Origin of the sequence: Bacillus sp. AY18-3, from assembly GCF_008042305.1 — a bacterium.
Lineage (GTDB): Bacteria > Bacillota > Bacilli > Bacillales > Bacillaceae_G > Bacillus_A > Bacillus_A wiedmannii.
Window position 1 is genome coordinate 47,448 of the sequence record NZ_QKQR01000001.1, and the last position, 23,072, is coordinate 70,519.

Annotated in this window: 20 protein-coding genes; 7 read left to right on the forward strand and 13 right to left on the reverse strand. The window is 36.3% G+C overall.

Annotation, left to right across the window (positions count from 1 at the left end; genetic code table 11):
• The first annotated feature begins 24 nt into the window (after positions 1–24).
• A complete protein-coding gene (locus DM800_RS00215) occupies positions 25–1,764 on the forward strand; it encodes an S-layer homology domain-containing protein (RefSeq protein ID WP_147786166.1) in 1,740 nt (579 codons plus the stop codon).
• 56 nt (positions 1,765–1,820) lie between these two features.
• Here DM800_RS00215 and DM800_RS29490 read toward each other — a convergent pair whose 3' ends face one another.
• The 3 genes from DM800_RS29490 to DM800_RS00225 form a co-directional block, all read right to left on the reverse strand.
• Complete coding sequence (locus DM800_RS29490) at positions 1,821–2,033, reverse strand: LPXTG cell wall anchor domain-containing protein (RefSeq protein WP_255446919.1); 213 nt, start codon at positions 2,031–2,033, stop codon at positions 1,821–1,823.
• The gene (locus tag DM800_RS00220) at positions 2,014–5,229 is read right to left on the reverse strand and encodes a SpaA isopeptide-forming pilin-related protein (protein WP_370512857.1); all 3,216 of its coding nucleotides are present in this window, start codon (positions 5,227–5,229) and stop codon (positions 2,014–2,016) included. Before DM800_RS00220 ends, DM800_RS29490 begins: the two co-directional genes overlap by 20 nt.
• A 393-nt stretch (positions 5,230–5,622) precedes the next feature.
• The gene (locus DM800_RS00225) at positions 5,623–6,495 is read right to left on the reverse strand and encodes a Cof-type HAD-IIB family hydrolase (protein ID WP_147786167.1); all 873 of its coding nucleotides are present in this window, start codon (positions 6,493–6,495) and stop codon (positions 5,623–5,625) included.
• A gap of 134 nt (positions 6,496–6,629) precedes the next feature.
• Between DM800_RS00225 and DM800_RS00230 the strand changes: the two genes are divergently transcribed.
• Positions 6,630–7,247, forward strand: coding sequence for a DNA-3-methyladenine glycosylase (locus tag DM800_RS00230; RefSeq protein ID WP_147786168.1), 618 nt, complete (start codon positions 6,630–6,632; stop codon positions 7,245–7,247).
• Positions 7,248–7,309: 62 nt separating this feature from the next.
• Here DM800_RS00230 and alsD read toward each other — a convergent pair whose 3' ends face one another.
• Together alsD and alsS are read right to left on the reverse strand one after the other, a co-directional pair.
• Entirely contained in the window at positions 7,310–8,068 is a 759-nt protein-coding gene (gene alsD / locus DM800_RS00235) for an alpha-acetolactate decarboxylase (RefSeq protein ID WP_147786169.1), read from the reverse strand.
• Between the two features lie 16 nt (positions 8,069–8,084).
• Positions 8,085–9,773: an acetolactate synthase AlsS gene (gene alsS / locus DM800_RS00240; protein WP_147786170.1), complete on the reverse strand. Its 1,689-nt coding sequence runs from the start codon at positions 9,771–9,773 to the stop codon at positions 8,085–8,087.
• A gap of 399 nt (positions 9,774–10,172) precedes the next feature.
• Here alsS and DM800_RS00245 point away from each other — a divergent pair, with 399 nt between their 5' ends.
• Positions 10,173–10,733, forward strand: a complete 561-nt coding sequence (locus tag DM800_RS00245; RefSeq protein WP_147786171.1) for an HAAS signaling domain-containing protein — start codon at positions 10,173–10,175, stop codon at positions 10,731–10,733.
• A gap of 17 nt (positions 10,734–10,750) precedes the next feature.
• Positions 10,751–11,347 carry an NDxxF motif lipoprotein gene (locus tag DM800_RS00250; protein WP_147786172.1) on the forward strand — a complete coding sequence of 199 codons (597 nt, stop codon included), beginning with the start codon at positions 10,751–10,753 and terminating at the stop codon, positions 11,345–11,347.
• 41 nt (positions 11,348–11,388) lie between these two features.
• Here the strand turns inward: DM800_RS00250 and DM800_RS00255 are convergent, their stop codons facing one another.
• Entirely contained in the window at positions 11,389–11,745 is a 357-nt protein-coding gene (locus DM800_RS00255) for a YlbF/YmcA family competence regulator (protein WP_147786173.1), read from the reverse strand.
• Positions 11,746–11,888: 143 nt separating this feature from the next.
• Positions 11,889–13,034 carry a DUF445 domain-containing protein gene (locus DM800_RS00260; RefSeq protein ID WP_147786174.1) on the reverse strand — a complete coding sequence of 382 codons (1,146 nt, stop codon included), beginning with the start codon at positions 13,032–13,034 and terminating at the stop codon, positions 11,889–11,891.
• Between the two features lie 125 nt (positions 13,035–13,159).
• Between DM800_RS00260 and DM800_RS00265 the strand changes: the two genes are divergently transcribed.
• Together DM800_RS00265 and DM800_RS00270 are read left to right on the forward strand one after the other, a co-directional pair.
• The gene (locus DM800_RS00265; protein ID WP_147786175.1) at positions 13,160–14,212 is read left to right on the forward strand and encodes a YheC/YheD family endospore coat-associated protein; all 1,053 of its coding nucleotides are present in this window, start codon (positions 13,160–13,162) and stop codon (positions 14,210–14,212) included.
• A 20-nt stretch (positions 14,213–14,232) separates the two neighbouring features.
• The gene (locus tag DM800_RS00270; protein ID WP_147786176.1) at positions 14,233–15,693 is read left to right on the forward strand and encodes a YheC/YheD family endospore coat-associated protein; all 1,461 of its coding nucleotides are present in this window, start codon (positions 14,233–14,235) and stop codon (positions 15,691–15,693) included.
• A 16-nt stretch (positions 15,694–15,709) separates the two neighbouring features.
• Here DM800_RS00270 and DM800_RS00275 read toward each other — a convergent pair whose 3' ends face one another.
• On the reverse strand, positions 15,710–15,955 hold the full coding sequence (locus tag DM800_RS00275) for a hypothetical protein (RefSeq protein WP_046956678.1): 246 nt from the start codon (positions 15,953–15,955) through the stop codon (positions 15,710–15,712).
• A gap of 436 nt (positions 15,956–16,391) precedes the next feature.
• On the opposite strand from DM800_RS00275, the gene sasP reads away from it, so the two are divergent.
• On the forward strand, positions 16,392–16,595 hold the full coding sequence (gene sasP, locus DM800_RS00280; RefSeq protein ID WP_000013339.1) for a small acid-soluble spore protein, SasP family: 204 nt from the start codon (positions 16,392–16,394) through the stop codon (positions 16,593–16,595).
• 51 nt (positions 16,596–16,646) lie between these two features.
• Here the strand turns inward: sasP and DM800_RS00285 are convergent, their stop codons facing one another.
• The 5 genes from DM800_RS00285 to DM800_RS00310 all read right to left on the reverse strand — a co-directional run bounded on the left by DM800_RS00285 (position 16,647) and on the right by DM800_RS00310 (position 22,921).
• On the reverse strand, positions 16,647–17,381 hold the full coding sequence (locus DM800_RS00285) for an amino acid ABC transporter ATP-binding protein (RefSeq protein WP_147786177.1): 735 nt from the start codon (positions 17,379–17,381) through the stop codon (positions 16,647–16,649).
• Between the two features lie 28 nt (positions 17,382–17,409).
• Positions 17,410–18,108 carry an amino acid ABC transporter permease gene (locus DM800_RS00290; RefSeq protein WP_033657688.1) on the reverse strand — a complete coding sequence of 233 codons (699 nt, stop codon included), beginning with the start codon at positions 18,106–18,108 and terminating at the stop codon, positions 17,410–17,412.
• On the reverse strand, positions 18,095–18,892 hold the full coding sequence (locus DM800_RS00295; protein WP_000732834.1) for an amino acid ABC transporter substrate-binding protein: 798 nt from the start codon (positions 18,890–18,892) through the stop codon (positions 18,095–18,097). Before DM800_RS00295 ends, DM800_RS00290 begins: the two co-directional genes overlap by 14 nt.
• A 271-nt stretch (positions 18,893–19,163) precedes the next feature.
• On the reverse strand, positions 19,164–21,164 hold the full coding sequence (locus tag DM800_RS00305) for an ABC transporter ATP-binding protein (protein ID WP_147786178.1): 2,001 nt from the start codon (positions 21,162–21,164) through the stop codon (positions 19,164–19,166).
• A complete protein-coding gene (locus tag DM800_RS00310) occupies positions 21,161–22,921 on the reverse strand; it encodes an ABC transporter ATP-binding protein (protein ID WP_147786179.1) in 1,761 nt (586 codons plus the stop codon). The genes DM800_RS00305 and DM800_RS00310 overlap by 4 nt, the downstream gene beginning before the upstream one ends.
• Between the last annotated feature and the right edge of the window lie 151 nt (positions 22,922–23,072).

Consider the following 23,072-nt stretch of genomic DNA (forward strand, 5'->3'; position numbering starts at 1 on the left):
ACTATAACGTGTTAAAAAACAACTATGAAAAAAAGGTTTTACAACATTTTGGCACTAACTTTGGCATTACAAACATTTGTAGCACCTACCCATTCATTCGCAGAAAATATAGAGAAAACTGCGGAATTGTCTATTGATGAACAAGCGTTAAAAAGCATTGAAGAACATGCAAAACAGCATAGACATGACGAAGAAAACGACCTTGAAATCTCGGGTGAATATCTTCTCCACTTATCAACAAAACTTCCACTATACGATGCAAACGACTTAAAAACCAAGACAAATATTGAAATTGCTGAACCAGTAGTAAAGGCAACGAAGAAAAAAGGTAATACATATTACGTACAAACTACATCCGGTTCTGGTTGGGTTAATAAGGAAAATAATAGTTTAGAAATACAAGAGATTCATAAACTTTCAAATCAAAAACTAATTGTGAAAGACGAAACATCAATATATTCATTCCCTTTCCAATCGTTTAAAGAGGAAACGAAATTACAGCCACAAACAGTAGCTCCTACTGAACAAGCTGGAAATTGGTTTAAAATTCAACTGAACGGAACTGAGAAATGGATTTATGCTCCTTCAGCTACATTCGAAGGTACAAAAGCATCATTATTTGAAAAAGCAGGTTCTATCGAAAAGAGAAGCGCAATTTTCTTCAAAACACCATCTAATTTGCCTACAAATAACGTTTATGGTGTTACATTTAAAGAAATGATCGTTCCAAAAGGGAATGAAAACATTCGTCCTGGCTACGCAATGGAACCAAAATACATTACAATTCATGAAACTGCTAATACAAGTAAAGGTGCTAACGCGTTAAATCATGCGAAGTACTTAGATAGCCAAGCACGCGGAAATACTGATCGTTCAGCATCTTGGCATTTTACAGTGGATGACAAAGAAATTTATCAACATCTTCCATTAAATGAAGTTGGTTGGCATGCTGGAAATAAGACAGGAAACTATGAATCTATCGGAATTGAAATTGCTGTGAATAGTGATGGAAATTATACGAAAGCAGTAGAAAATGCCCGAAAATTAGCTGCTTATTTAATGAACGAATTAAACATATCTCTAGATCACGTGCAAAAGCATCAATTTTGGAGCGGAAAAAACTGCCCTGCATTTATGATTCAACGCGGACAATGGGATGCTTTCTTAAAAGGCACGAACGCTTACTATAATGAACATCGTAAAGAGGTTATGCCACCGCCAGAAGTCCCTCATGAAAAAGACGACATTACAGGTGGTTGGTATGAACAAGACATTCGTCAATTAGCAGCTAGGAAAATCATGTTCGGTGATGGAAATGGTTCTTACTGGCCAAACCGCCTCGTAACACGAGCAGAGTTTGCAAATTTAATGTCGCGAGCTTTAAAATTACCGGCTGGAAACGCTAAATTTACAGACTTAAACGAAGCACATCCATCTTTAGTAGACGGAATTAATCGTGCAGCTAGCGCAGGTATCATTAATGGTCGTGGGAATAATAAATTTGATCCGACTGCTACAATAACACGTGATGAAGCTGTTATCATGATTGACCGTGCATTAGAATATAACTGGATTTATAGAAAAGAAGTGAAATTACCATTCACTGACCAAAATTTAGCATACGATAAGAAAGCATTACAAAATGTTTACGCATACGGCATCGTAAAAGGGAACGAGCGCAATGAATTCGTACCAAAAGGCACAGCAACACGTGCTGAATCAGCCGCATTTTTAAATCGAATGCTTAAGGTTATTGAAGCTTAAACGAAAAACTAAAAGGCATAAGAGATAACATTTCTCTTATGCCTTTTATAAAACTATTAACTATTTTTAATCATAAATCTAAGACGTATCCCTAATAAAACAAGAGCAAAACCAACGAATGGAAGATAATTCATATCATGTCCTGTGGCTGGAAGGCGTTGTGCATGAGACGCACCTTGTCCTTTTTCTGGTGAGGTAGGTTGTTCTTTATCTACGTTTACCATTCCTTCACCCGGTTTCTCTGTCTCTTCACCTGGCTTTTTCTTCACCTGGTTTTTCTATTTCTTCACCTGGCTTTTCTGTTTCTTCACCTGGCTTTTCTGTTTCTTCACCTGGTTTTTCTGTTTCTTCACCTGGCTTTTCTGTTTCTTCACCTGGCTTTTCTGTTTCTTCACCTGGTTTTTCTGTTTCTTCACCTGGTTTTTCTGTTTCTTCACCTGGTTTTTCTGTTTCTTCACCTGGTTTTTCTGTTTCTTCACCTGGTTTTTCTGGACCTTTGCTTGTTTCTTTTTCATTTGTAAATTCATGTTTTACTACTTCAATTTTTTGATTAGAAATCGTAAATTCAATTTCCTTATCAGATAAACTATATCCTTCTGGTGCTTGAACTTCTTTTAAAACATAATCTCCTGGCTCTAGTTCTTTCGAAGTTGCTTTACCATTTTCATCTGATGTTAATGTGTCTATTTTTGTTCCATCTTTCAAAATTTCAAACACTGCGCCCGCTAATTTTTTATCTTTATCATTAGCATCTACTTTTATAATTTCTATTTGACCAGTAATTTTTTCTTTCACTTTTTCATTTAATACATCTTGTTTTACTACTGTATTTGCAACAACATTTACTTCTACCGTCACTTCTAACGCTTTGTAGCCTTCCGGCGCTTTCGTTTCTTCTAACGTATACTTACCTGGCACTAAGTTTTCGAATTTCACAACGCCGTCTTTATTCGTTGTTTTCGCTTCTCCAACTACTTGACCATTTTCATTTTTCAGCTTAAATTCTGCACCTTCTAGAACTTTTCCGCTCTCTGCATCCTTTTTGATTACTTGTAAGCTTCCTAGTTCTTTTGCGTTTTCTACTTGTACTTGTACTACTTTGTTTGCTTCCACAACGACTTCAATTTCTTCTTTTAACAACTTATATCCTTGTGGTGCTTTCGTTTCTTTTAATGTGTATGTCCCTGTTTCTAATTTCTTAGAGGTTACTTTACCAGTTTTATCTGTTCGTAACGTCTCTACTTTTTTACCATCTTTGTACACTTCAAATTCTGCATCTGATAATACTTTCGCTTTATCTTCTGCATCCACTTTTACGATTTCAAATTGACCAAGGCTCTTACTGTTCGTTACTTTTACATCAATAACTTTTTCACCATCAACTGTTACATGAATTACTTGTTTTGTTAACTCATAACCTTCTGGAGCTTTTGTTTCTTCTAACGTATATTCACCAGGCACTAATCCGTCTACTTTAACGATTCCAGATTTATCTGTTGTAATTCCTTCTTTTACAACATTTCCTTTCACATCTTTCAATGTAAATTCTGCGCCTGCTAAACGTTTCGCTTGATCTTTATCATCCGTCTTAATAATTTGTAGAGAACCTAAGATTCTTTCGTTTTCCGCCTCTACTTTTACTACTTCTTTCTCGTTTTGTATTGTTACTTTCCATTCTTTATTTGAAAGCTTATAACCTTCTGGTGCTTTCGTTTCTTTCACTGTATATTCACCTAATGGTAATTTTGGTGACATCACTTTTCCACTCTCATCTGTTTTCAGTTCCGCTACCTTTTTACCATCTTTATATACTGTAAATTCTGCACCTGATAATACTTTCGCTTTATCATTCGCATCTACTTTTACAATTTCAAATTGACCTGTAGCTTTTTCAACAGTTTTTTTATTCAACACATCTACAGTCACTGTTTTATTAGCAGCTACATCAACATGAACTAAACTAGATGATAACTCGTAACCTTTTGGTGCTTCAACTTCTTTTAATGTATATGTTCCAACTGGAAGTTGTTTTGATAAAGCTTCACCTTTACCATCTGTAATAATTGTTTCGACAACGTTCCCATCTTTATCTATAACATCAAATTTTGCACCTGGTAAAAGTTGACCAGATTCACTATCTTTTTTCAATAATTTAAATTGACCATTTTCTACTTTTTTCGTATTCTTCATAACAAATTCAATTATGTTTGTATTATCAATTGTTACTTTTACTGGTGTATCAACTTTTATATATCCTTCTGGTGCACTAATTTCTTTTACAAAATAATCACCAAATGGTAAATCTTTAACTTCCGCGATACCCTTTTCGTTTGTTGTAACAGTAGCCACAACATTATTATCTTTGTCTATAACATCAAATTTTGCGTCTTTTAAAACAATGTTTTCATCGTTTTCATCAACTTTTTTAATTTGTAAATTTCCTTTTTCAGCTGCCGGCTTTTTCCACTTTGGCCAGTTAAATTTAAAATTATGAACCTCAAATCCATCTCTTTGGTGTAATCCACCAACAAAGGCTTGTCCGTTAATAGAGCCACCCTTTGTCTCTACAACTGCATTAGGCGCAAATACACTTCCTACTACACCATATCCTTTAGTTGTTATCTTTGTAGCATTAGGGAACACCCAAATGACTTTACTAGCTAACTCAGTAAAAAAGGAATTAGGATCATATGCTTGAGAGGTATTAACTAATGTGAACCCACCCTTATCTGTCGTATCATACAGGATTGCACCGCCACCAAAATTAACTTCTTCCGCATCTGAATGAATAACAATAAAATCTTTGTTATTTACATTTGGAAGATAAACATCCTTTACATTGAATGGTTCTTGCCCTTCTAATCCTGAAGAGACATAAATATTAGGATTATTTACATCTTCACCGATCCCAAAGGTCATACCCGATTTTGGTTTATCAGTGTGTAATTGGCCCGCATCCTCAATTACACTATCAACATCTTTTCTAAACTCTTTAAATTTCGCATCAATCTCCGCTTGCTCTTTATAAGAGATACGGTCATATGATGATTTCATTGCACCTTCTGGGTCACCATCTTTTGTCATCGCCACTGTTCCATCTTGGATAATTACTTGTCCTGTTCCCGCTTTCGTAAATTGACCGCCTAGTAATAATGACGGATATCCTTCATCTACCCATGTCGCTCCAGCTAAATTATTCGCTCCAGTTGCAGCCGCTAAGACTGTATAACTTGATGCATTCATATTTTTTTGAACAGCCATCGCACCCTCAATATCCGCACTCGTTGCACTATGATCTCCAAAAATGATTGCATTGTAATAAGATACATCACCTAAACCTTTTAATTCTGTTGTAGCTGCCTCTGCTTTATATGGTAAATGGATTAAAAAATTCATACATACTAGTAACACAACTATAAAACTACTACTTAATTTTTTTATTTTTTGATTAAATGATTTCCTCAAAAAATTCATTCCCCCTTTTAAACTTCCTAAAACCAAACAAAAAATCATCTTTCATATGTACCAAGCCTTACTCACAATAACTTAAAATCATCCATTTAAATAAAAACAAGAGACTCTACAACTGCTTAATAAAATTACTACAATTCATTTTTGAGATAATACGTGAACTAAACTATCATGCGGAAGTATTTTTTGCATATGGAGCTCAACAAAATTAATCTGAAGAATATTTCATGTGGTGTAACTATTTTGGCAACATCACCCACTTTACAACAGTTTTCTAAAGGATTCAAGTAAATTGTATGAACTTCAGACACAATTTATCTGGTAAAACGTTTTCATCTTTCGAATAAAACCAATAAAAAAACGTAGCCAAAAAGCTACGTTTTTCTTTCATCGTTTCGGTGTATTTTTATGATTTTTCAAAAACGGAAGCGGGAATTGCTTACGGAAATGTTCTTTAATCATATACTCTACACCGTTCTCACTATTTGAACGTGTAATCCAGTCTGCTGCTTGCTTTAATTCTACAGGCGAGTTCCCCATCGCTACACCAAGCCCTACATTTTCAATTACTTCTAGATCTTCTAAACTATCTCCAATCGCAACCATTTCGTTTAGCGAAATATTTAAATGCTCTCCAAGCAATTGTAATCCGCGTAATTTTGATACATTTTGCGGCAAAATTTCTATTCGTTTTGAATCACACTCAATATACTCTATATCTTGGAATGCTTTTCGTAATGTATTTAACCCTCGTTCTTTTTCACCTTTACTTTGGAAAATCACATCAATTTTTGGTGCAGCTACTGGATGATCACGAAGCGCATCACCTAACGAGTCTACAAACTGAACCGGATAAAATAACGGATCTGCACTTGATAATACAGTACGCGCAATTAAGTTTGGTGTATTCCTCTCCCGATTTCCGATTGAAAACCGTTCATGAGAAATGCGGACGTTACAATCAAAGTGCTCTAATACTTGCACAATGTTAAACGTCTTCTCTTCCGATAATCTTCTTTGAACGTACGGCTTATCTAACGTTGCTGAAACGAAAGCACCGCCGTGTGTCACTAATATAGAATCTAATTTTAACGCCTTTGCAACTTTATGAGCGGACTGAAAATTACGGCTCGTAAATAATGTAACGTATACATCTTTTCTTTTCACAAATTCAATTGTTTCTCTTAATCCTTTTGCAATTTTTCCGTTGTTGTATAGTAGTGTCCCATCTATATTAAGAGCTAGTAAGCGATAAATCATGTCGCACTCCCCCTCTTCGCTGTTGTACTCTATCCATAATTTATGAAATAAATGTAGCAAATAGAACGAGTTAGAATTACTACTGAAAATTTGGTTTACTATATACATATACACTTAGCAAAGGAGATAGTACAATGCAGGCACCACCTTCCTTTTATGAAGGCGATACGTTAGAAGTCGCAAAGAAATTACTCGGACAGAAACTTGTACATATTGTAGACGGAGTAAAACGAAGCGGAATCATTGTAGAAGTAGAAGCATACAAAGGTCCCGATGATAAAGCTGCGCATAGTTACGGAGGTAGACGAACGGACCGTACAGAAGTCATGTTTGGTGCACCGGGACATGCTTACATATATTTGATTTATGGTATGTATCATTGTTTTAACGTCATTACAGCGCCAGTTGGCACCCCGCAAGGTGTTCTCATCCGAGCTCTTGAGCCGGTAGATGGGATCGAAGAAATAAAATTAGCACGCTACAACAAAACAGACGTTACAAAGGCGCAATATAAAAATTTAACGAACGGCCCTGGCAAACTATGCCGTGCCCTCGGAATTACTTTAGAAGAACGAGGTGTATCCTTACAAAGTGATACATTACATATTGAACTCGTCCCAGAAGAAGAACACCTATCATCACAATATAAAATAACAGCAGGACCTCGTATTAACATCGACTATGCAGAAGAAGCTGTACATTATCCGTGGCGTTTTTATTACGAGGGGAATCCGTTTGTTTCAAGGAAATAAACGATATCAACAAGGAATATTAATAAAAGAAGACTGTTCCATAATGGAACAGTCTCTCCTTTTTACTCCGAGCCTTCCGCAGTCGCAATATTATCCTCTAAGTTTTCTCTTGATAATTCAGCCGCCATAAAATCAGCTGTTTCTGGAAGTGCTAAATGCATATGAGCTTTTTGGCAAATTTGGATCGTACAGTTTTCAACAACATAATCGAAAACATGTCCGCCTCCGCTTCTTGCATCGTCAATGTAATGTAAGTGGAAACCAGCTACACCAATACCTTGCGCGTAATCTGGTGTCCAAAATCCAGCAAGCGTGCCTTCTGTATGTTTAAATGAAAAGATTGGTTGTGATTTCGTCACTTCAACGAGCGGTGTATACGGTTTTTCTTGTCTTGGAACAGTTCTCGTTCTTACTTCACGGAACGTACCGTCCATTCTAATAGCGTAAAATAAGTTTTTACTTGGCATTAATTCATGTAATAATGCCTCAACTTCTTCACGATTCATCGGACGCTCTACCGTATAACTCATTTCTTTTTCAAAAAACGTTACAGTCGCAAACGGTGTTGTTTCTTCCGGTTCTACTTTTTCTGCTGAACCGTCTGAACGTAAATGATAAAATTCGTTATCGAATGCAATCATTTCACCATCTAATTGATCAAATGTGCCGATGCCGAAATCACCACGTTCTTTCAATTCCTCAAAGCTAATTACACCATCATATATACCATCTAATAGCGCAAGCATTGTAGATGTTTGATATACTTCATTACTCGTTTTCGTTCTTTTTGCATCAATATCAATGAATTGTGCAACAGTCATCTCAATCATGCCTCCATTAGTTTAATTGGTTTGGTAATAATTTTTCGCTTAATTTAATGTTGTCACGGTAGTCAATTGGAACATCAATAATGACAGGGCCGTCTGCTGCTAATGCTTCTTTTAATACACCTTCTAATTCATCAGGCGTGTTAACACGAAGACCCTTTGCACCGAAACTTTCTGCATATTTCACAAGATCGACATCGCCAAACTCTGTAGCTGATGTTCTACCGTATTTCATCATTTGTTGGAACGCAACCATATCATATGTACCATCTCTCCATACAAGATGTACGATCGGTGCGTTTAAGCGTACCGCTGTTTCTAATTCCATCGAAGAGAATAAGAAACCACCATCACCTGACACGGAAACAACTTTCTTGCCCGGTTCAACTAAAGTAGCAGCAATTGCCCAAGGAAGTGCAACACCTAACGTTTGCATACCGTTACTAAATAATAATCTACGTGGTTCATAAGAACGGAAACATCTTGCCATCCAAATAGAATGTGAACCGATGTCACATGTAACGGTTGTATCGTCACTAATTAAAGAACGAAGTGTACGAATCACTTGAAGCGGATGCGTAACACCTTCTGAAGCACGGTTTGGAACTTCTGCTTGTTCTGATAATTTCGCACGTAATCGTTCTAACACTGCTTCTGATTTCGAACTTAATACAAGTTTCGGTAATGTTTCTGCAATGCTATTTACAGTTAAAGCGATATCGCCAATTAATTCGCGCTCTGGTTGGTAATCATGGTCGATATCTGCTTGATGGTCATCAAGATGGATAATCGTTCTGTCTCCAAGTTTATTCCAGAATTTCGGATCATACTCAATTGGGTCATAACCGATCGAAATAACAAGGTCTGCTTCTTCTAGTAAAATATCACCTGGTTGGTTACGGAATAATCCAACGCGGCCAAAGAAATGATCTTCTAACTCACGCGAAATTGCACCAGCTGCTTGATATGTTTCAACGACAGGAAGTTCTGTATCCGCAATTAATTCACGAACGGCTTTCGTCACTTCATTTGTGCTCGCTCTCATACCGAGTAAAATAACTGGTAATTTCGCCGATTTTATTTTTTCTACTACATATGTAATTTCATGTGTGGGAGCGATTCCAAGCTGTGGCTTAGAAAGCGCACCGATAGACTCTACAGTCGTTTCAGCTGTCATAACGTCTTGCGGCAGACTTACTAAAGTAGCTCCTGGATTAGTGGAAGTCGCACTTCGGAATGCATTTGATAGTGCTTCTGGGACATTATCAGGATGCTCTACTTCTACGCTATATTTTGTGATTGGTTCGAATAGTGCAGCATTATCCATAGATTGATGCGTACGTTTTAATCGATCCGTACGTGGAACTGCACCAGCTAAAGCAACAACGGGATCACTCTCCGCATTCGCAGTAACAAGACCTGTCGCTAAATTCGATGTCCCTGGTCCTGAAGTTACAAGACATACGCCCGGTTTCCCTGTTAATCTACCAATAGCAGCTGCCATAAATGCTGCGTTTTGTTCATGACGACAAACAATTAACTCTGGTCCTCTTTCTTGCAATACATCAAATACAGAGTCAATCTTCGCTCCTGGAATACCAAAAACATGTGTAACACCTTGTTTAATTAAACAATCAACAACAAGATCTGCTCCTTTTGTTTTTGTCTTCACGTCGTTTGCTTTTACACCTGTACTCAAACTAATCATCCCTTTATTTCATAATGTGTGTAATAAAGATTTTTAATTTCACCTAGTTAATTAACGTGGTGAAGTATTATTTATCATTATATTACAAATGCATTATTTTTCCAACAATATGAATTTAACATTATTTTGACAACCGCAAAGGAATGCGCTTACAACCCTTTATTTATCCTAAAATAATATTTTTAAAACTTCTCTAAAAATGTACAAAAAACTTCCATCTTGTCACAGTATTAAAAACATAACAGTACCTTGCAAAGAACACTAGTAAATGATATATTTGTAAATATTGGAATACCCATTAATTGGAACGCACTTTGTAATTCGTATCCCCCTTTCAAAATATAGCATTCTCAACTTTAATCCATCATTCTATAAAGGAAAGTGATTGTTATGAACAAAAATGAATTTTTGGAACAACTTAATTCTTCCCTGCGGAATATGCCTAATGCAGAAAAGAAAGATATTATTTCAGAGTATGAAACTCATTTTATCAGTGGTAAACAGGATGGGAAATGTGAAGAAGAAATTGCTAGAAAACTAGGAAACCCCAAAACGATCGCGAAAGAACTTAATGTTTCCTATGCAATAAGCAATGCTGACAAGAAACGAAGCTTCAAAAATATAATAACCGCACTATTTTCTGTTATGAGCTTAAGTGTTTTAAACTTTACCTTTATCATTATCGCCTTTTTCGTACTACTCTTTTTATTACCGATTCTTCTAGCACTTATCATTGCTACTCCACTATTAATCATTTCACCTATTTTATTAATAGGGTTAGGATTTTTTAAAGGGTTTCATCAAATCAGTTATTCCGATGTTTACAATGTGTTCATCGCTTTTTGCAGCGGTTTACTCATATCCGTCATATGTTATCAAATAATAAAACATCTATACGCAGCTTTAGTTAAGTACTTGAAATGGAATGTAGCTATTTTACAAAGACATTAATACAAAAGGAGATTAAGATGAAAAAGTATATTTTATACCCACTCATGTTACTTACAATTTTATTGCTATCAGCTTGTTCAAACAGTGCACAACATAAGGAAGAAAACGATGTGCAATCTATTAAAGATGTAACGATAAAAATTCCAGAAACTATATTCACTTCCTCAAAAAAGAATGAAACGATTAACGAAGACGAAATGAAACAAAATATAAAAACGTATTTAAATTATAGCGGAGAGTTAGACGAAAACATCGTTCCACTTTCGTCAGCCATGTCTGACGAGGAAGTCACGGAATCCGATCGGGAGAAATTAAAACAACTAGTAGATTTAGCGCAACAAAACGATGCGAACTTCCTTAATTTTATTAGTAACAATACGATTCCTGATGATTACAAACAGCCTTCGAAGGAAATTCATGATTACATTTCAGCGTCTACGGCACTTTCAGTAGAGCTAGAGCAAGAATTAGACAAACTCGCGCAAGATGGTAACTTATTCAAAACTGATTTTTCTTTTACAAAACGCTTTGAGAAAGTGAATGGTAGGAAGCAAAAAGAAATTGAAACATTTTTGAAGGAAAAGAATATTAAGACGGAGTATTTCCACAAATAACAAACAAAAAAGACGCCCCTATACAAGGGCGTCTTCCACTATTACGCTTGTTGTTGCGCGTTATATAATTCTTCAAGTGGCTGCATGATAATTTTGTTAACGTCAGTGATAACGATGTTTAAACGTTGCTCAGTTTCCATTAACTTTGTGATTTTAGCATCTTGTTGAATGCGAGCTACAACTTCTTGTGCTTTTTGGTTATCTTCTTCAGTGATTTCTTGACCTTGCATCATTTTTTGTTGTAGGCCAAGTTGCATTGTGCGGAACTCATCGAATAAGTTCTTTGAATTTGCATCAGCTTGAACTGCTGCGTAGCTTGCTTTTAATGTTTGGAAATCTTCGTTTTCAGCGATTGCTTTTTGTAATTCATATGCAACATCATGAATGTTTTTTGTCATTTTATTTTTCCTCCTTTAGAAGGCTAGCGCTTATCATGCGCACCGCCTTTTAAGTGCATTTACATACGCACCTCTTCTTACCATATCAAACTATGCAAGAGATGTGAAGAAATTTCACTTTTATTTCTATGTACTTATCTTTACTACATAAGGAACAACAGGAATAGCCCTTGCACGAGTCCAATCATTCCGCCTAATAAGGCACCTAAATACGTAATCATTTTTAGCTCATTTTTTGTAATGGACAGCACTAAATCTTCTAGTCGCTCTGTTGAAAATGTAGACACTTCTTGCTGGACAATTTCCGCAAGGTGGAGATTGTTTAATATACTTTCTACGTTTTCTGTCCCCCACTTTAAGCCTTTCGTTACTGCACTTGGGACTACCTTTTCCATAATTGTTTCTCGAACTGGCTCACATAGTTGCTGAACAGATTGATTTAAAAATTTACTCACTGTTTCTTCAACTTTAACTGCTGACAATATGGAGTTTACAATCATTTCTTTTTCTACAAACGTTTCTACTTCTTTTACATCTCTTCCTTTTAACTTCTCCCACTCTTTTTGCAGTACATCAGTTAAAAGTTGCTTTGTGCCATCTTGCCCTAAAAACTTAATAACTTCTGGCTGCACACGATCTACTACACTTACATTCCCTAAAAACATTCCGACTAAGTTAAGTAGCGTTCCCCTAGAAGCAAAGAAATCATCAATCATTTTTGAAAGACGTGCTTTTCCTTCTTCACTTTCAAAGAAACTAATTCCTCGCTCTAAAATAAATGCCGAGACATTTGGGATTGTATTCTCTATTTTTTCATGAACAGAATGAGGTAAAGCCTGTTCCCATGTATATGTATAATACTCTGCTAAAAATGCCTCTATTTTTTCTGTAATCACATGTTCGATTTTCCCGGTCGCCTCTTTTTCTACATGTACTAAATTCCATTTTTCTAACATTTGTCGTAACGACTGTTCATTCGTAATTACTTTATCCACTTCTACTTGTGTCCATTGAATTAAACCTTTTTGAAACTCTTCATTTGTTAATTTCTTTCCGATTCCTTCTGGCGTTAACAAATGTTCGACAACCATTTTCCCTAATTGAACAGCAAGTTCATCGCGGCGCTTCGGAATTAACCCTGGTGTAAATGGAACTTGAAATTTTCCAATATAAATAGGGCGATGAGGACGAAATAACATTTTTATCGCTAAATGATTTGTAAATCCTCCAATAATCGCTCCGAGCCCTGTCGTCGTTAACATACTTAACCATATATTCATTACAATCAACCTTTCGCTTCTCCAAAACTATAGCATATCATCATACGGACAAAAGTATAATGGTATAAAAACGTATTTGCAATATATAGCTATGCCTATTATGCCAACATTTTGTTAGTAAAGGAGTGATTTCGTTGGTTCTCGGTATTTTAACTTCTCACCCTCATTATGAGCAAATGTATTACACCGAAATCGCTAAACGCGCTCGGCTTTATCATAATGTCGTTGCCCAGTTTACGCCATTTGGTATTGATCCTAAAACAGACCTTGTCTCTGGTCTTATTTATGATACAGATACAGGAAAATGGAAAGAGCAAATATTCCCTATTCCTTCTTATATTTACGATCGTTCTTCTTTTAACGAGGAAACAGACTTCGACAAAGCAAAATCAATTATTCACTCATTACACAACCGTCCTACCACTACCTTTTTAAATAACACACTCATTGACTTAAGCGAACTTCATGATTTATTTCTCACGAATAAAAAATTATCTCCTTATATACCAAAATTTGAAATAGCAACGATACAAAACATTTTCAAACTGTTATTAAAAACAAAAGATATTATTATACGGCCTACTAACACACATTCCAATGAAAGTCTGTACCGGATCACTTATAAAAACAAAACGTTTCATATCGATACGATAAATGATGACTATCATACTTCTACTCCAATCAAACGGACAGATGAATTTATATCTTGGTACAAATCTAACATACGATCAGCACGTTACATCATTCATACAATGCTGCAACCACCAAATCAATTAACATACCCGCTCCATATTCGAACCATTTTGCAAAAAAATAAAGAACAAAAGTGGAATGCTATCGGCCAATTTATACAAAAAAGCTCATTTCCGAATCAACTTTTACTTTCGGCAACTGAAGATGCTACACTGCATTCATTTTCAAAAATTAAATACGTACTATCTAGTACCGGTGTACAATTATTACAGGACGCTTTACATGACATTATCAATGAAGTGTTTCAAACATTAGATGAATCTTATTCTTCGTTATTCGAGCTAGAGCTTTCCACCATTATGGATCAAAAAGGGGCAATTTGGCTTATGTATGTCAACACGATTCCCCCGTACGAACATTACATTCGTCATAGTGATGCACTAGCCGAAAAAATATATCACGGACCACTAAAGTTTAGTCGCTTCACACCATAATGAAAGGAGGTAACACCATTTTGAAAGAGCACATATATACATTAAACATTTCAGATGAGCATCCAAATAGTATTACTTTACCTTACATTTTTTCCATTACACCACCAATTGCATCTCTTTCCTTCGGCGTACGCCATGTTGCAAGTGAAGAGGTGAAAATTCATTATTCCTTTACTCGCGAAATCATTATCGGAAAACAAATTGCAGAGAAACTTTTACTTCCTCATTCCACTACTATCCATGCATTCACGCAAAATGAAACCATTATTTTCGGACCATTAATCGGGATTTTCACAACTGGTTTTAACGATGACTCTTCTAATCCTTTAGGAAACCGTTCAACTTCTCTCAGCGAGTTACTAACGCCACCATTCACCTTGCGACCATTTGTATTTGTTTTTGGTGTGCAACATATAAACTGGGCAGACGAAACAATTGAAGGATATTTCTTTCAAGAGGAACAGTGGATTAAGAAAAAAGTCCCTTTACCGAATGTCATTTATGATCGATTACCAAATCGGAAAGCCGAAAATTATAAACCGATCGTAAGAGCAAAAAGAAAATTAGAGCATGACTATTCCATTCCGTGGTTTAACCCAGGGTTTTTCAATAAATGGGAAGTGCATCAACTTCTTATGAAAGATGAATCCATTACTCCCTTATTACCAAACACGGAAGCTTTTCAACATTTCGAACAAGTAGAACGCTTTCTTGGCACGTATAAATCTGTTTACATGAAACCGATACACGGTAGCTTCGGGAGAAACATTCATCAAATATTTTACTCTCAAACAGAGAATTGCTACTACTGTCGTTATCGCGAAAATGAAGAAAATAAACTAAGAAAGTACCAATCATTAGAAACGCTTCTGAACCATGTGTTAAAAGGACATGATTTAAAAAAGTTTATCGTACAACAAGGTATTTCCTTACTTCGCTTCGATGGGCAACCTGTTGATTTTCGCATTCATACAAATAAAAATCATTTCGGCCAATGGATGGTCAGTGCAATCGTTGCAAAAATTGCTGGCAAAGGTAGCTTAACAACGCATGTAAATAGCGGTGGCGATACAAAATTACTGCAAGAACTTTTTCCAGATTCAACGAAACAAGTTCAAATTGAAAATAAATTAAAACATACAGCCTTACAAATCAGTTACGCGCTCGATGAACAAGTAATCGGAAATATTGGAGAAATCGGTTTTGATATCGGTTTAGACACGCAAGAAAACCCGTGGCTCTTTGAAGCAAACTCTAAACCTGGGCGAACTGTATTCCAAGATGAAAAGTTAAAAGAACAAAGTGAACTGACGCGCCAATTATTTTACGAATATGCCATCTACTTAACTGAACATTCTTTACGCGATGCAAAAGAAAAAATGTCTCAAATAAAATCCGGAACTCCAACAAACACCGAACGTATCCCATCCCCTATGATTCACTCACAAATACAAAAACAAAAACTTCCACCTCATTCATAAGGTGGAAGTTTTCTATTTACACAAGTTTCACTACTACCTCTGTTTCCACGTTACATACTCCGCAATAAAAAATATGATTGCAGTATTCATTTGAATTATTATGTGTTAACCCATCTACTGCACTCAATAATTCTTGGTCCATATACGCACTATAATCGTCTATGTAATCTACAGTTTTTCCATAATCTTGGAGTATACCTTGGCAATTTTGACAAGAATATGTTTGTGATTCTAATGCGTTGCAAAGCGGGCAAATTCCCATCACGATTCCTCCATACGTTATCATTTACAAGCAGATTGAAGAGAGCATCTAGCCGTGCATCGGAGCCCTGTCCCCCTACTTAAAATAGAACTATAAAGTTGCTACCGATTTAATTTTAGTAAGTCATAAATAAGAAGTTAATGATTTGCCCCACAATAGCGGGATACAAAAAGAAAAACATATTTCATATCGCTCTTAGTTTAGCCTTCTTTCTAAAAAATACAACGATTACACTTATTTCATAATTTACGAAATCACTAAGATTTTTTTACAAAATTTACAAATTATTATTTCGTATATCTTTCTAGGTAACATCCATACTATGAGTACAAACTTAATTACCGATGGATTAGCGCCAAACGGGGCGATAATCTGGTTCAAATCCAGCTAGTCCAACCAAAAAAAATTTTTATAACTCTAAGGAGGATATATTCCTATGGCAAACCAAAATTCTTCAAATCAATTAGTAGTACCAGGAGCAACAGCTGCAATCGACCAAATGAAGTACGAAATCGCTCAAGAATTTGGTGTACAATTAGGAGCAGATTCTACGGCTCGTGCTAACGGTTCTGTTGGTGGAGAAATTACAAAACGTCTAGTTGCAATGGCTGAGCAAAGCCTTGGCGGATTCCAAAAATAAATATATATGGCAAAAAGGTCTCAAGGCATATGCCTTGAGACCTTCCTTCATTTACTGCAACATTTGTAAAAACTTCTTCGTGCGTTCTTCTTTTGGATTTGTAAATACATCTTCTGGTGTACCTTGTTCGACAATGACACCGCCATCCATGAAAATAACGCGGTTCGCAATTTGATGCGCAAAACGCATTTCGTGCGTTACAATCACCATCGTCATGCCTTCTTTAGCAAGTTCTTTCATTACTTTCAGAACTTCTTGAACAAGTTCAGGATCAAGTGCTGACGTCGGTTCATCAAATAGTAATACTTCCGGCTCCATCGCAAGCGCGCGAGCAATTCCAACGCGCTGTTGTTGTCCGCCTGATAATTGGAACGGATATAAGTCTACTTTATCCGCAAGACCAACTTTTTCAAGGAAATAGTTTGCTTTTTTCTTCGCTTCTTCTTTCCCCATCTTTTTCACTGTAACGAGCCCTTCCATTACATTTTGAAGTGCTGTTAAATGCGGAAATAGATTATGGTGCTGGAATACCATACCTGTTTGCGTACGAAGATTGACAATATCTTTCTTCGATACTTTTTGAGAGAAGTCGAGCTCTTTATTACCGATGCGAATATTACCAGCGTTCGGCGTTTCTAACACGTTGAGACAACGTAAGAATGTCGTTTTACCAGATCCCGATGGCCCGATAATAACAACAACTTCCCCCTTCTCAACTGATAAATCTATATGCTTTAGTACGGTATTATCTCCGAAACTTTTTTGTAAATGTTGAATTGAAATCATAAAAACAAAAACTCCTTTTATGAAAGGGTTATTTTAGAGTGTAACGTTCTGAACGTTTTTCTAATATTTGTTGCACAATAGATAATAAGAAGCAAATTGCCCAATAAATTAGACCTGCTTCGAAATAAACAATTAAAAACTCATAGTTCATTGCCGCAATTTCCTGCGCTTTTCGGAACATTTCTGTTACTAAAATTAACGATGCTAATGAAGTATCCTTCACTAAACTAATAAATGTATTCGAGAGCGGCGGAATAGATACTCGCGTTGCCTGCGGTAAAATAACACGTTTTAATGCTTGCGGGTATGTCATCCCAATTGTGTAAGCTGCTTCCCACTGTCCTTTCGGGATTGAAAGGATAGAAGCACGAATAATTTCAGATGCATACGCACCAACATTTAACGAAAATCCAATAACTGCTGCTGTATATGGCTCAACTTCAATATTAAGAGTTGGAAGACCATAGAAAATAATAAATAACTGTACAAGAAGTGGCGTTCCGCGAATGATAGATACATAGATACGAGCAATCCATTGTAAAATACGACTACCTGAAATACGTGCAAGCGCTGTTAACGTCGCAAGTATAATCCCGATAATAAATGTAATAAGCGTTAATGGAATTGTCGTAAATACAGCTTCCTTCAGCATAGGCATGAAGGAAGACTGCATAATATCTATCCAAGTAGACAATCGATCTGAAACCAACGCACTACTTAGATACATTTTCACCGAACCATTTTTTCGCTATTTTATCGTACGTACCATCTTTTTTCATATCTTCTAACGCTTTATTTACTTCTTGTACTAGCTTGTCGCTACCTTTACGGAATAAGAATCCACTCTGTGACGCTTCTTTTTCTGTATCTACAATTTTAATTTTTGCATCTTTTTTCGTTTCTAAATAATTTAACACTGATAATTTATCATTAATTGTGAAATCAACACGGCCAGTGTTTAATAATTCTGCAGCTTGGCTAAAGCCTTCTACATTCGTGATTTCCGCACCATTTTTCTTAGCAATATCTGCATAGTTACTTGTTAAAGATTGTGCTGCTTTTAATCCTTTTACATCAGCAAATGTAGCAGGTTTATCTTTATCCTTCGCAATAACTAATACCGCTGAAGATGAAACATATGGGCTAGAGAAGTCATATTTCTTTTGACGATCTTCACGAATACCAACTTCATTCGCAACCATGTCGAAACGTTTTGCATCTAGACCAGCAAGTAAGCTATCCCATTGTGTTTCTTTAAATACAGGTTTTACTCCTAAACGTTTTGCAACTTCTTCTGCTAATTCAACGTCAAATCCAGTTAATTTATTACTTGAATCGTGGAATGTGAACGGTGGATATGTACCTTCTGTTCCAATTACAAGTTCACCACTTTGTTTTATCTTTTGTAACGCATCTTGATTAGCTGTATCTTTTTTCTCTTCTTTACCGCAGCCCGCTACAATCCCGATTGCTAATGTAGTTACTGCAAGTACTGAAAATAATTTTTTCATGATGGTAATCCTCCAAGTATTCTGATAGGAATTTAAAAACTATATTGATTGTATGCAATCTTGAACAATTTTTCAATGAAAATGTTCTTATTTAGTTTATCCTTTTTCTTCATAATCAAACAAAAGGGGAAAATAACGCTACATACAAAAAATAAGTAACATTTTTTAATATAGCATTTATAAAGAAAAAGGTAAAACAATACTTCTTATTTAACAGCCCTGATTCACTAAAAAAGAACTTGTGAAAATCACAAGTTCTCCTCCATACATATTAAGCGCTCTGGTTTCCTTCCATTTGCGTTTTGTACATATCGTAATAAAGCCCGCGCTTTTTCATTAGTTCATCATGAGAGCCTTTTTCTAAAATCGTTCCTCTATCAAGCACAATAATTTGATCTGCGCTTTTAATTGTTGAAAGACGGTGAGCGATAATAAATGTCGTTCTTCCTTTTTTCACAACTTCTAACGCTTGTTGGATCATCGCCTCTGTTTCTGTATCAATACTAGACGTTGCTTCATCTAAAATTAAAATGGCTGGATCAAAAGCGAGTGCTCTAGCAAACGAAATAAGCTGACGTTCTCCGGTTGAAAGTGTGCTTCCTTTCTCCGTAATTTCTTCATCTATATTGTTCGCAAACCGTTCAGCGCCAACATCACGCAATGCTTTTACGATGCGATCTTCTGAAATTTTTTCATTCTCTAAGCTTACATTAGAAGCGACCGTCCCGCTAAATAAAAACGGATCTTGCAGTACGATTCCCATATGTTCACGCGTTGCTTGTTTCGGCATCTCTTTTACATCGTGACCATCAATCGTAAGCTTCCCTTTTTCAAACTCGTAAAACTGGAAGAGTACATTCATAATGGAACTTTTTCCTGATCCAGTATGACCGACAAGTGCCACTGTCTCTCCTTGTTTCGCTTCAAAAGAAATATTTTTTAGCACTTCATCTTTTCCATTATAAGAAAACGACACATTATCAAACTTTACATTTCCTTGTAAGCGAGGCATACGTTCCTCTTCTACTGCTTCCCCTTTTTCCTCTAACAATTCAAAAACACGTTCTGATGCAACACGCGATTGTTCTAAGTTAGCAAGCTGATTTACCATATTTGTAATTGGCGAGAACAATCGTGTTAAATAATCAACGAACGCATACAGTATCCCTAGAGAAATAACGCCTGAAGCACTTAAGGAAGCACCACCGAAATACCAAATCACACCTGTGAAAGCAATATTCCTTAATACAGAAACTAAGTTATGAGAAGTTGCTGCATTTAAATTCAAAATTTTATTTTGATATTTAAAATAATCGCCATTTAATTCTTCAAACTCTTTCTTCGTTTCACGCTCTTGACGAAACGCTTGAATAATCGGCATCCCTTGAATAGATTCATTCACTGTTCCGTTAATATCAGATAAACGTGAGCGCATTTTATGATTGTATACAGACGCATACTTTCTATAAAGAATTGCCCAAACAATTAAAATCGGGATAATAAGTAAACATAACGTCGCCAATTTTACATCGAGTAAAAATAGCGCAGCGAATATCCCAATAATATAAATGATACTAGAAACGAATGTCGCCAGTACCGTTACGTATAAATCACGAATGGCTTCCGTATCATTCGTTACACGCGATACAATTTTCCCTGCTGGTAAATGATCGAAATAACGAATCGGCAACGTTTGAATATGAGAAAAGACATCTTCCCTCATAATTTGAATAATTTTGTTCGCTGCCTTCTGTAGGAAAAATTGCTTTCCGTATGCAAATAATGAGACAACTACTAATAAAGCGAAATAACCACCACCAAGTAATAATAGGGGGTTTATTTCTGGTTTATAAAACGCAAACACTTCTTCTTTCGTTAATGATTTCGCTTTATACACTTGCACTGCCTTACCATTTTGGACGGTAATCATATCATCTTTTACAGTACGTGACCCTTCCAGATTTACTTTATTCGGTACAAAATAATATTGAAAACCAACTTGCATCACACGTACTTCTTTTCCTTTTTTCTCCCCTTCTCCAAAGCGATCACTTCGCTTATAGAAGGTGCCATTATACGAAACAGCCTCTTCACTCTTTTCTGTTTCATACCACGGTTTCTCTATTCCAACGATATGATCGTCAATCATCGTTTTCGCGACGAAAGGACCAGCAAGCTCTGCGATGACGAAAATAAATAACATTAGCATCGCTGCAAAAATCGTCCCTTTCACTTTCATCGCATATTGAAACAATCGTTTTGAAACACTCATATTTTCACCCCACTATCCGCACTTTCACTTTCACCTTGTTGTCTTTCAAACTGCTCCGCATACCAGCCTCCGCTTTGAATAAGCTGTTCATGCGTACCCTCTTCCATTACTTCACCTTCATCCATAACGAGAATCCAATCCGCATGTTGTACGGCAGATAAACGATGCGTCGTAATAATTGTCGTCTTTCCGCTTCTTTCTGTTCTTATATTTTCAATGATTGCTGCTTCCGTACGAGCATCAACAGCTGATAAAGAATCGTCCAAAATTAATATTTCCGGATTTTGAATAACAGCTCGCGCAATCGAGATCCTTTGTTTTTGCCCTCCCGATAAAGAAACACCTTTCTCTCCAACGAGCGTTTCTAACCCTTCTGGTAAAAACTCTAAATCCTTTGTAAACGCCGCAATTTCAATCGCTTTCTCGAGTTCTTCTTCAGTCGCTTCTCGGTTTCCGAATAAAATATTTTCCCTCGCTGTTTTTGAGAACAAAATATGTTCCTGAGGTACATACCCAATCCATCCGAGTACATTTTCATTCGTTATGTTATCTAACGTCACATCAGAGACTGCAATATCCCCATCTCCAAGTGGGTATTGACGAAGAAGCTGGCGTACGAGCGTCGTTTTTCCGCTTCCTGTTTTTCCAACAACCCCAAGCGTTTCCCCTTGTTTTAATGTAAATGAAACCTTTTTTAAATTTGTTTCAGTTGATGAAGGATATGAAAAGGTAACGTCATCGAACTGAATATAATCCGGCTCTTGTACAAGCTTTGGATTTTTCGGATCCTTGACATCTGGTTCATACGCTAACGTTTCATTCACACGGTCTAGCGAAGCATTTCCTCTTTGCATAACATTAATTAATTCGCCAATTGCAAACATCGGCCAAATCATCATCCCTAAATACACGTTAAATGAAACAAGTTCACCAAGTGTCACCTTTGATTGAAATACAAGATATGCGCCGTACACTAAACCGATTAAATAACTAAGGCCAACAAGCATTTTCACCGTCGGCTGGAATAATGCATCAATTCTTGCTACTTTCATATTTTTTTCGTAGACGTCATCTCCTAAATGATGAAACCTTCCCACATCTGCATTTTCCTGTACGTATGCACGAATAACGCGCACACCAGCGATCGATTCAAGTACTTTATCATTCATATCTCCGAACGCATCTTGCGCAACTGTAAATCTCTCATGCAATTTCTTTCCATATATGTTCATCGCATACGCCATAATCGGAAGCGGTATAAGTGCCGCAAATGTAAGCTCCCAACTGATTGTAAATCCCATCATAAAGACAATCGTAAGCATATATAAACTCGAATCCACGAGCGTTAATATACCGAAACCAGCTGTCATAGCAATTGCTTTTAAATCATTTGTCGCTCTCGCCATTAAATCACCAGTACGATTTTTATGATAAAACGTCGGTGTCATCTTAAGTAAATGCCCCATAAATTTAGAGCGCATCGTCTTCTCCAGTACGAATGCTCCCCCAAACAATTGATGTTGCCAAACGAAAGTAAGACCATATCCAATTACCGTAACCCCTATTAAAATAAGAATAAATTGCATAATCGCTGCATTCGTTAACGTTCCTGTTTTTATATTATCAATCGTAACCCCTAACACTTTCGGGGGAATGACTTCAACTATATTTACAATTAAAAGAGCTCCAATGGCGATACTATATCTCTTCCAATGCTCTTTAAAAAACCATTTTAACTTTAGTAATACTGATAACAATGTAACCTCTCCCTTCTCGTTCTCGTTTCACTCCCATTTCTTTACCCACTATCCAGATCCATCACATTTACATTTCGTAATCCATACAATCTCATCACATTTTTCCACCTTCCAAAATTTTATATAGTAATGTGGAAAACAAAAAAAAGCA

Coding starts and splice junctions, on each gene's coding strand:
- DM800_RS00250 (WP_147786172.1), top strand. CDS start 10,751: ATGAAAAAGTATATTTTATACCCACTCATGTTACTTACAATTTTATTG.
- sasP (WP_000013339.1), top strand. CDS start 16,392: ATGGCAAACCAAAATTCTTCAAATCAATTAGTAGTACCAGGAGCAACA.
- alsD (WP_147786169.1), bottom strand. CDS start 8,068: ATGACTGTTGCACAATTCATTGATATTGATGCAAAAAGAACGAAAACG.
- DM800_RS00290 (WP_033657688.1), bottom strand. CDS start 18,108: ATGTATCTAAGTAGTGCGTTGGTTTCAGATCGATTGTCTACTTGGATA.
- DM800_RS00305 (WP_147786178.1), bottom strand. CDS start 21,164: ATGAGTGTTTCAAAACGATTGTTTCAATATGCGATGAAAGTGAAAGGG.
- DM800_RS00230 (WP_147786168.1), top strand. CDS start 6,630: ATGCAGGCACCACCTTCCTTTTATGAAGGCGATACGTTAGAAGTCGCA.
- DM800_RS00285 (WP_147786177.1), bottom strand. CDS start 17,381: ATGATTTCAATTCAACATTTACAAAAAAGTTTCGGAGATAATACCGTA.
- DM800_RS00245 (WP_147786171.1), top strand. CDS start 10,173: ATGAACAAAAATGAATTTTTGGAACAACTTAATTCTTCCCTGCGGAAT.
- DM800_RS00215 (WP_147786166.1), top strand. CDS start 25: ATGAAAAAAAGGTTTTACAACATTTTGGCACTAACTTTGGCATTACAA.
- DM800_RS00275 (WP_046956678.1), bottom strand. CDS start 15,955: ATGGGAATTTGCCCGCTTTGCAACGCATTAGAATCACAAACATATTCT.
- DM800_RS00255 (WP_147786173.1), bottom strand. CDS start 11,745: ATGACAAAAAACATTCATGATGTTGCATATGAATTACAAAAAGCAATC.
- DM800_RS00295 (WP_000732834.1), bottom strand. CDS start 18,892: ATGAAAAAATTATTTTCAGTACTTGCAGTAACTACATTAGCAATCGGG.
- DM800_RS00225 (WP_147786167.1), bottom strand. CDS start 6,495: ATGATTTATCGCTTACTAGCTCTTAATATAGATGGGACACTACTATAC.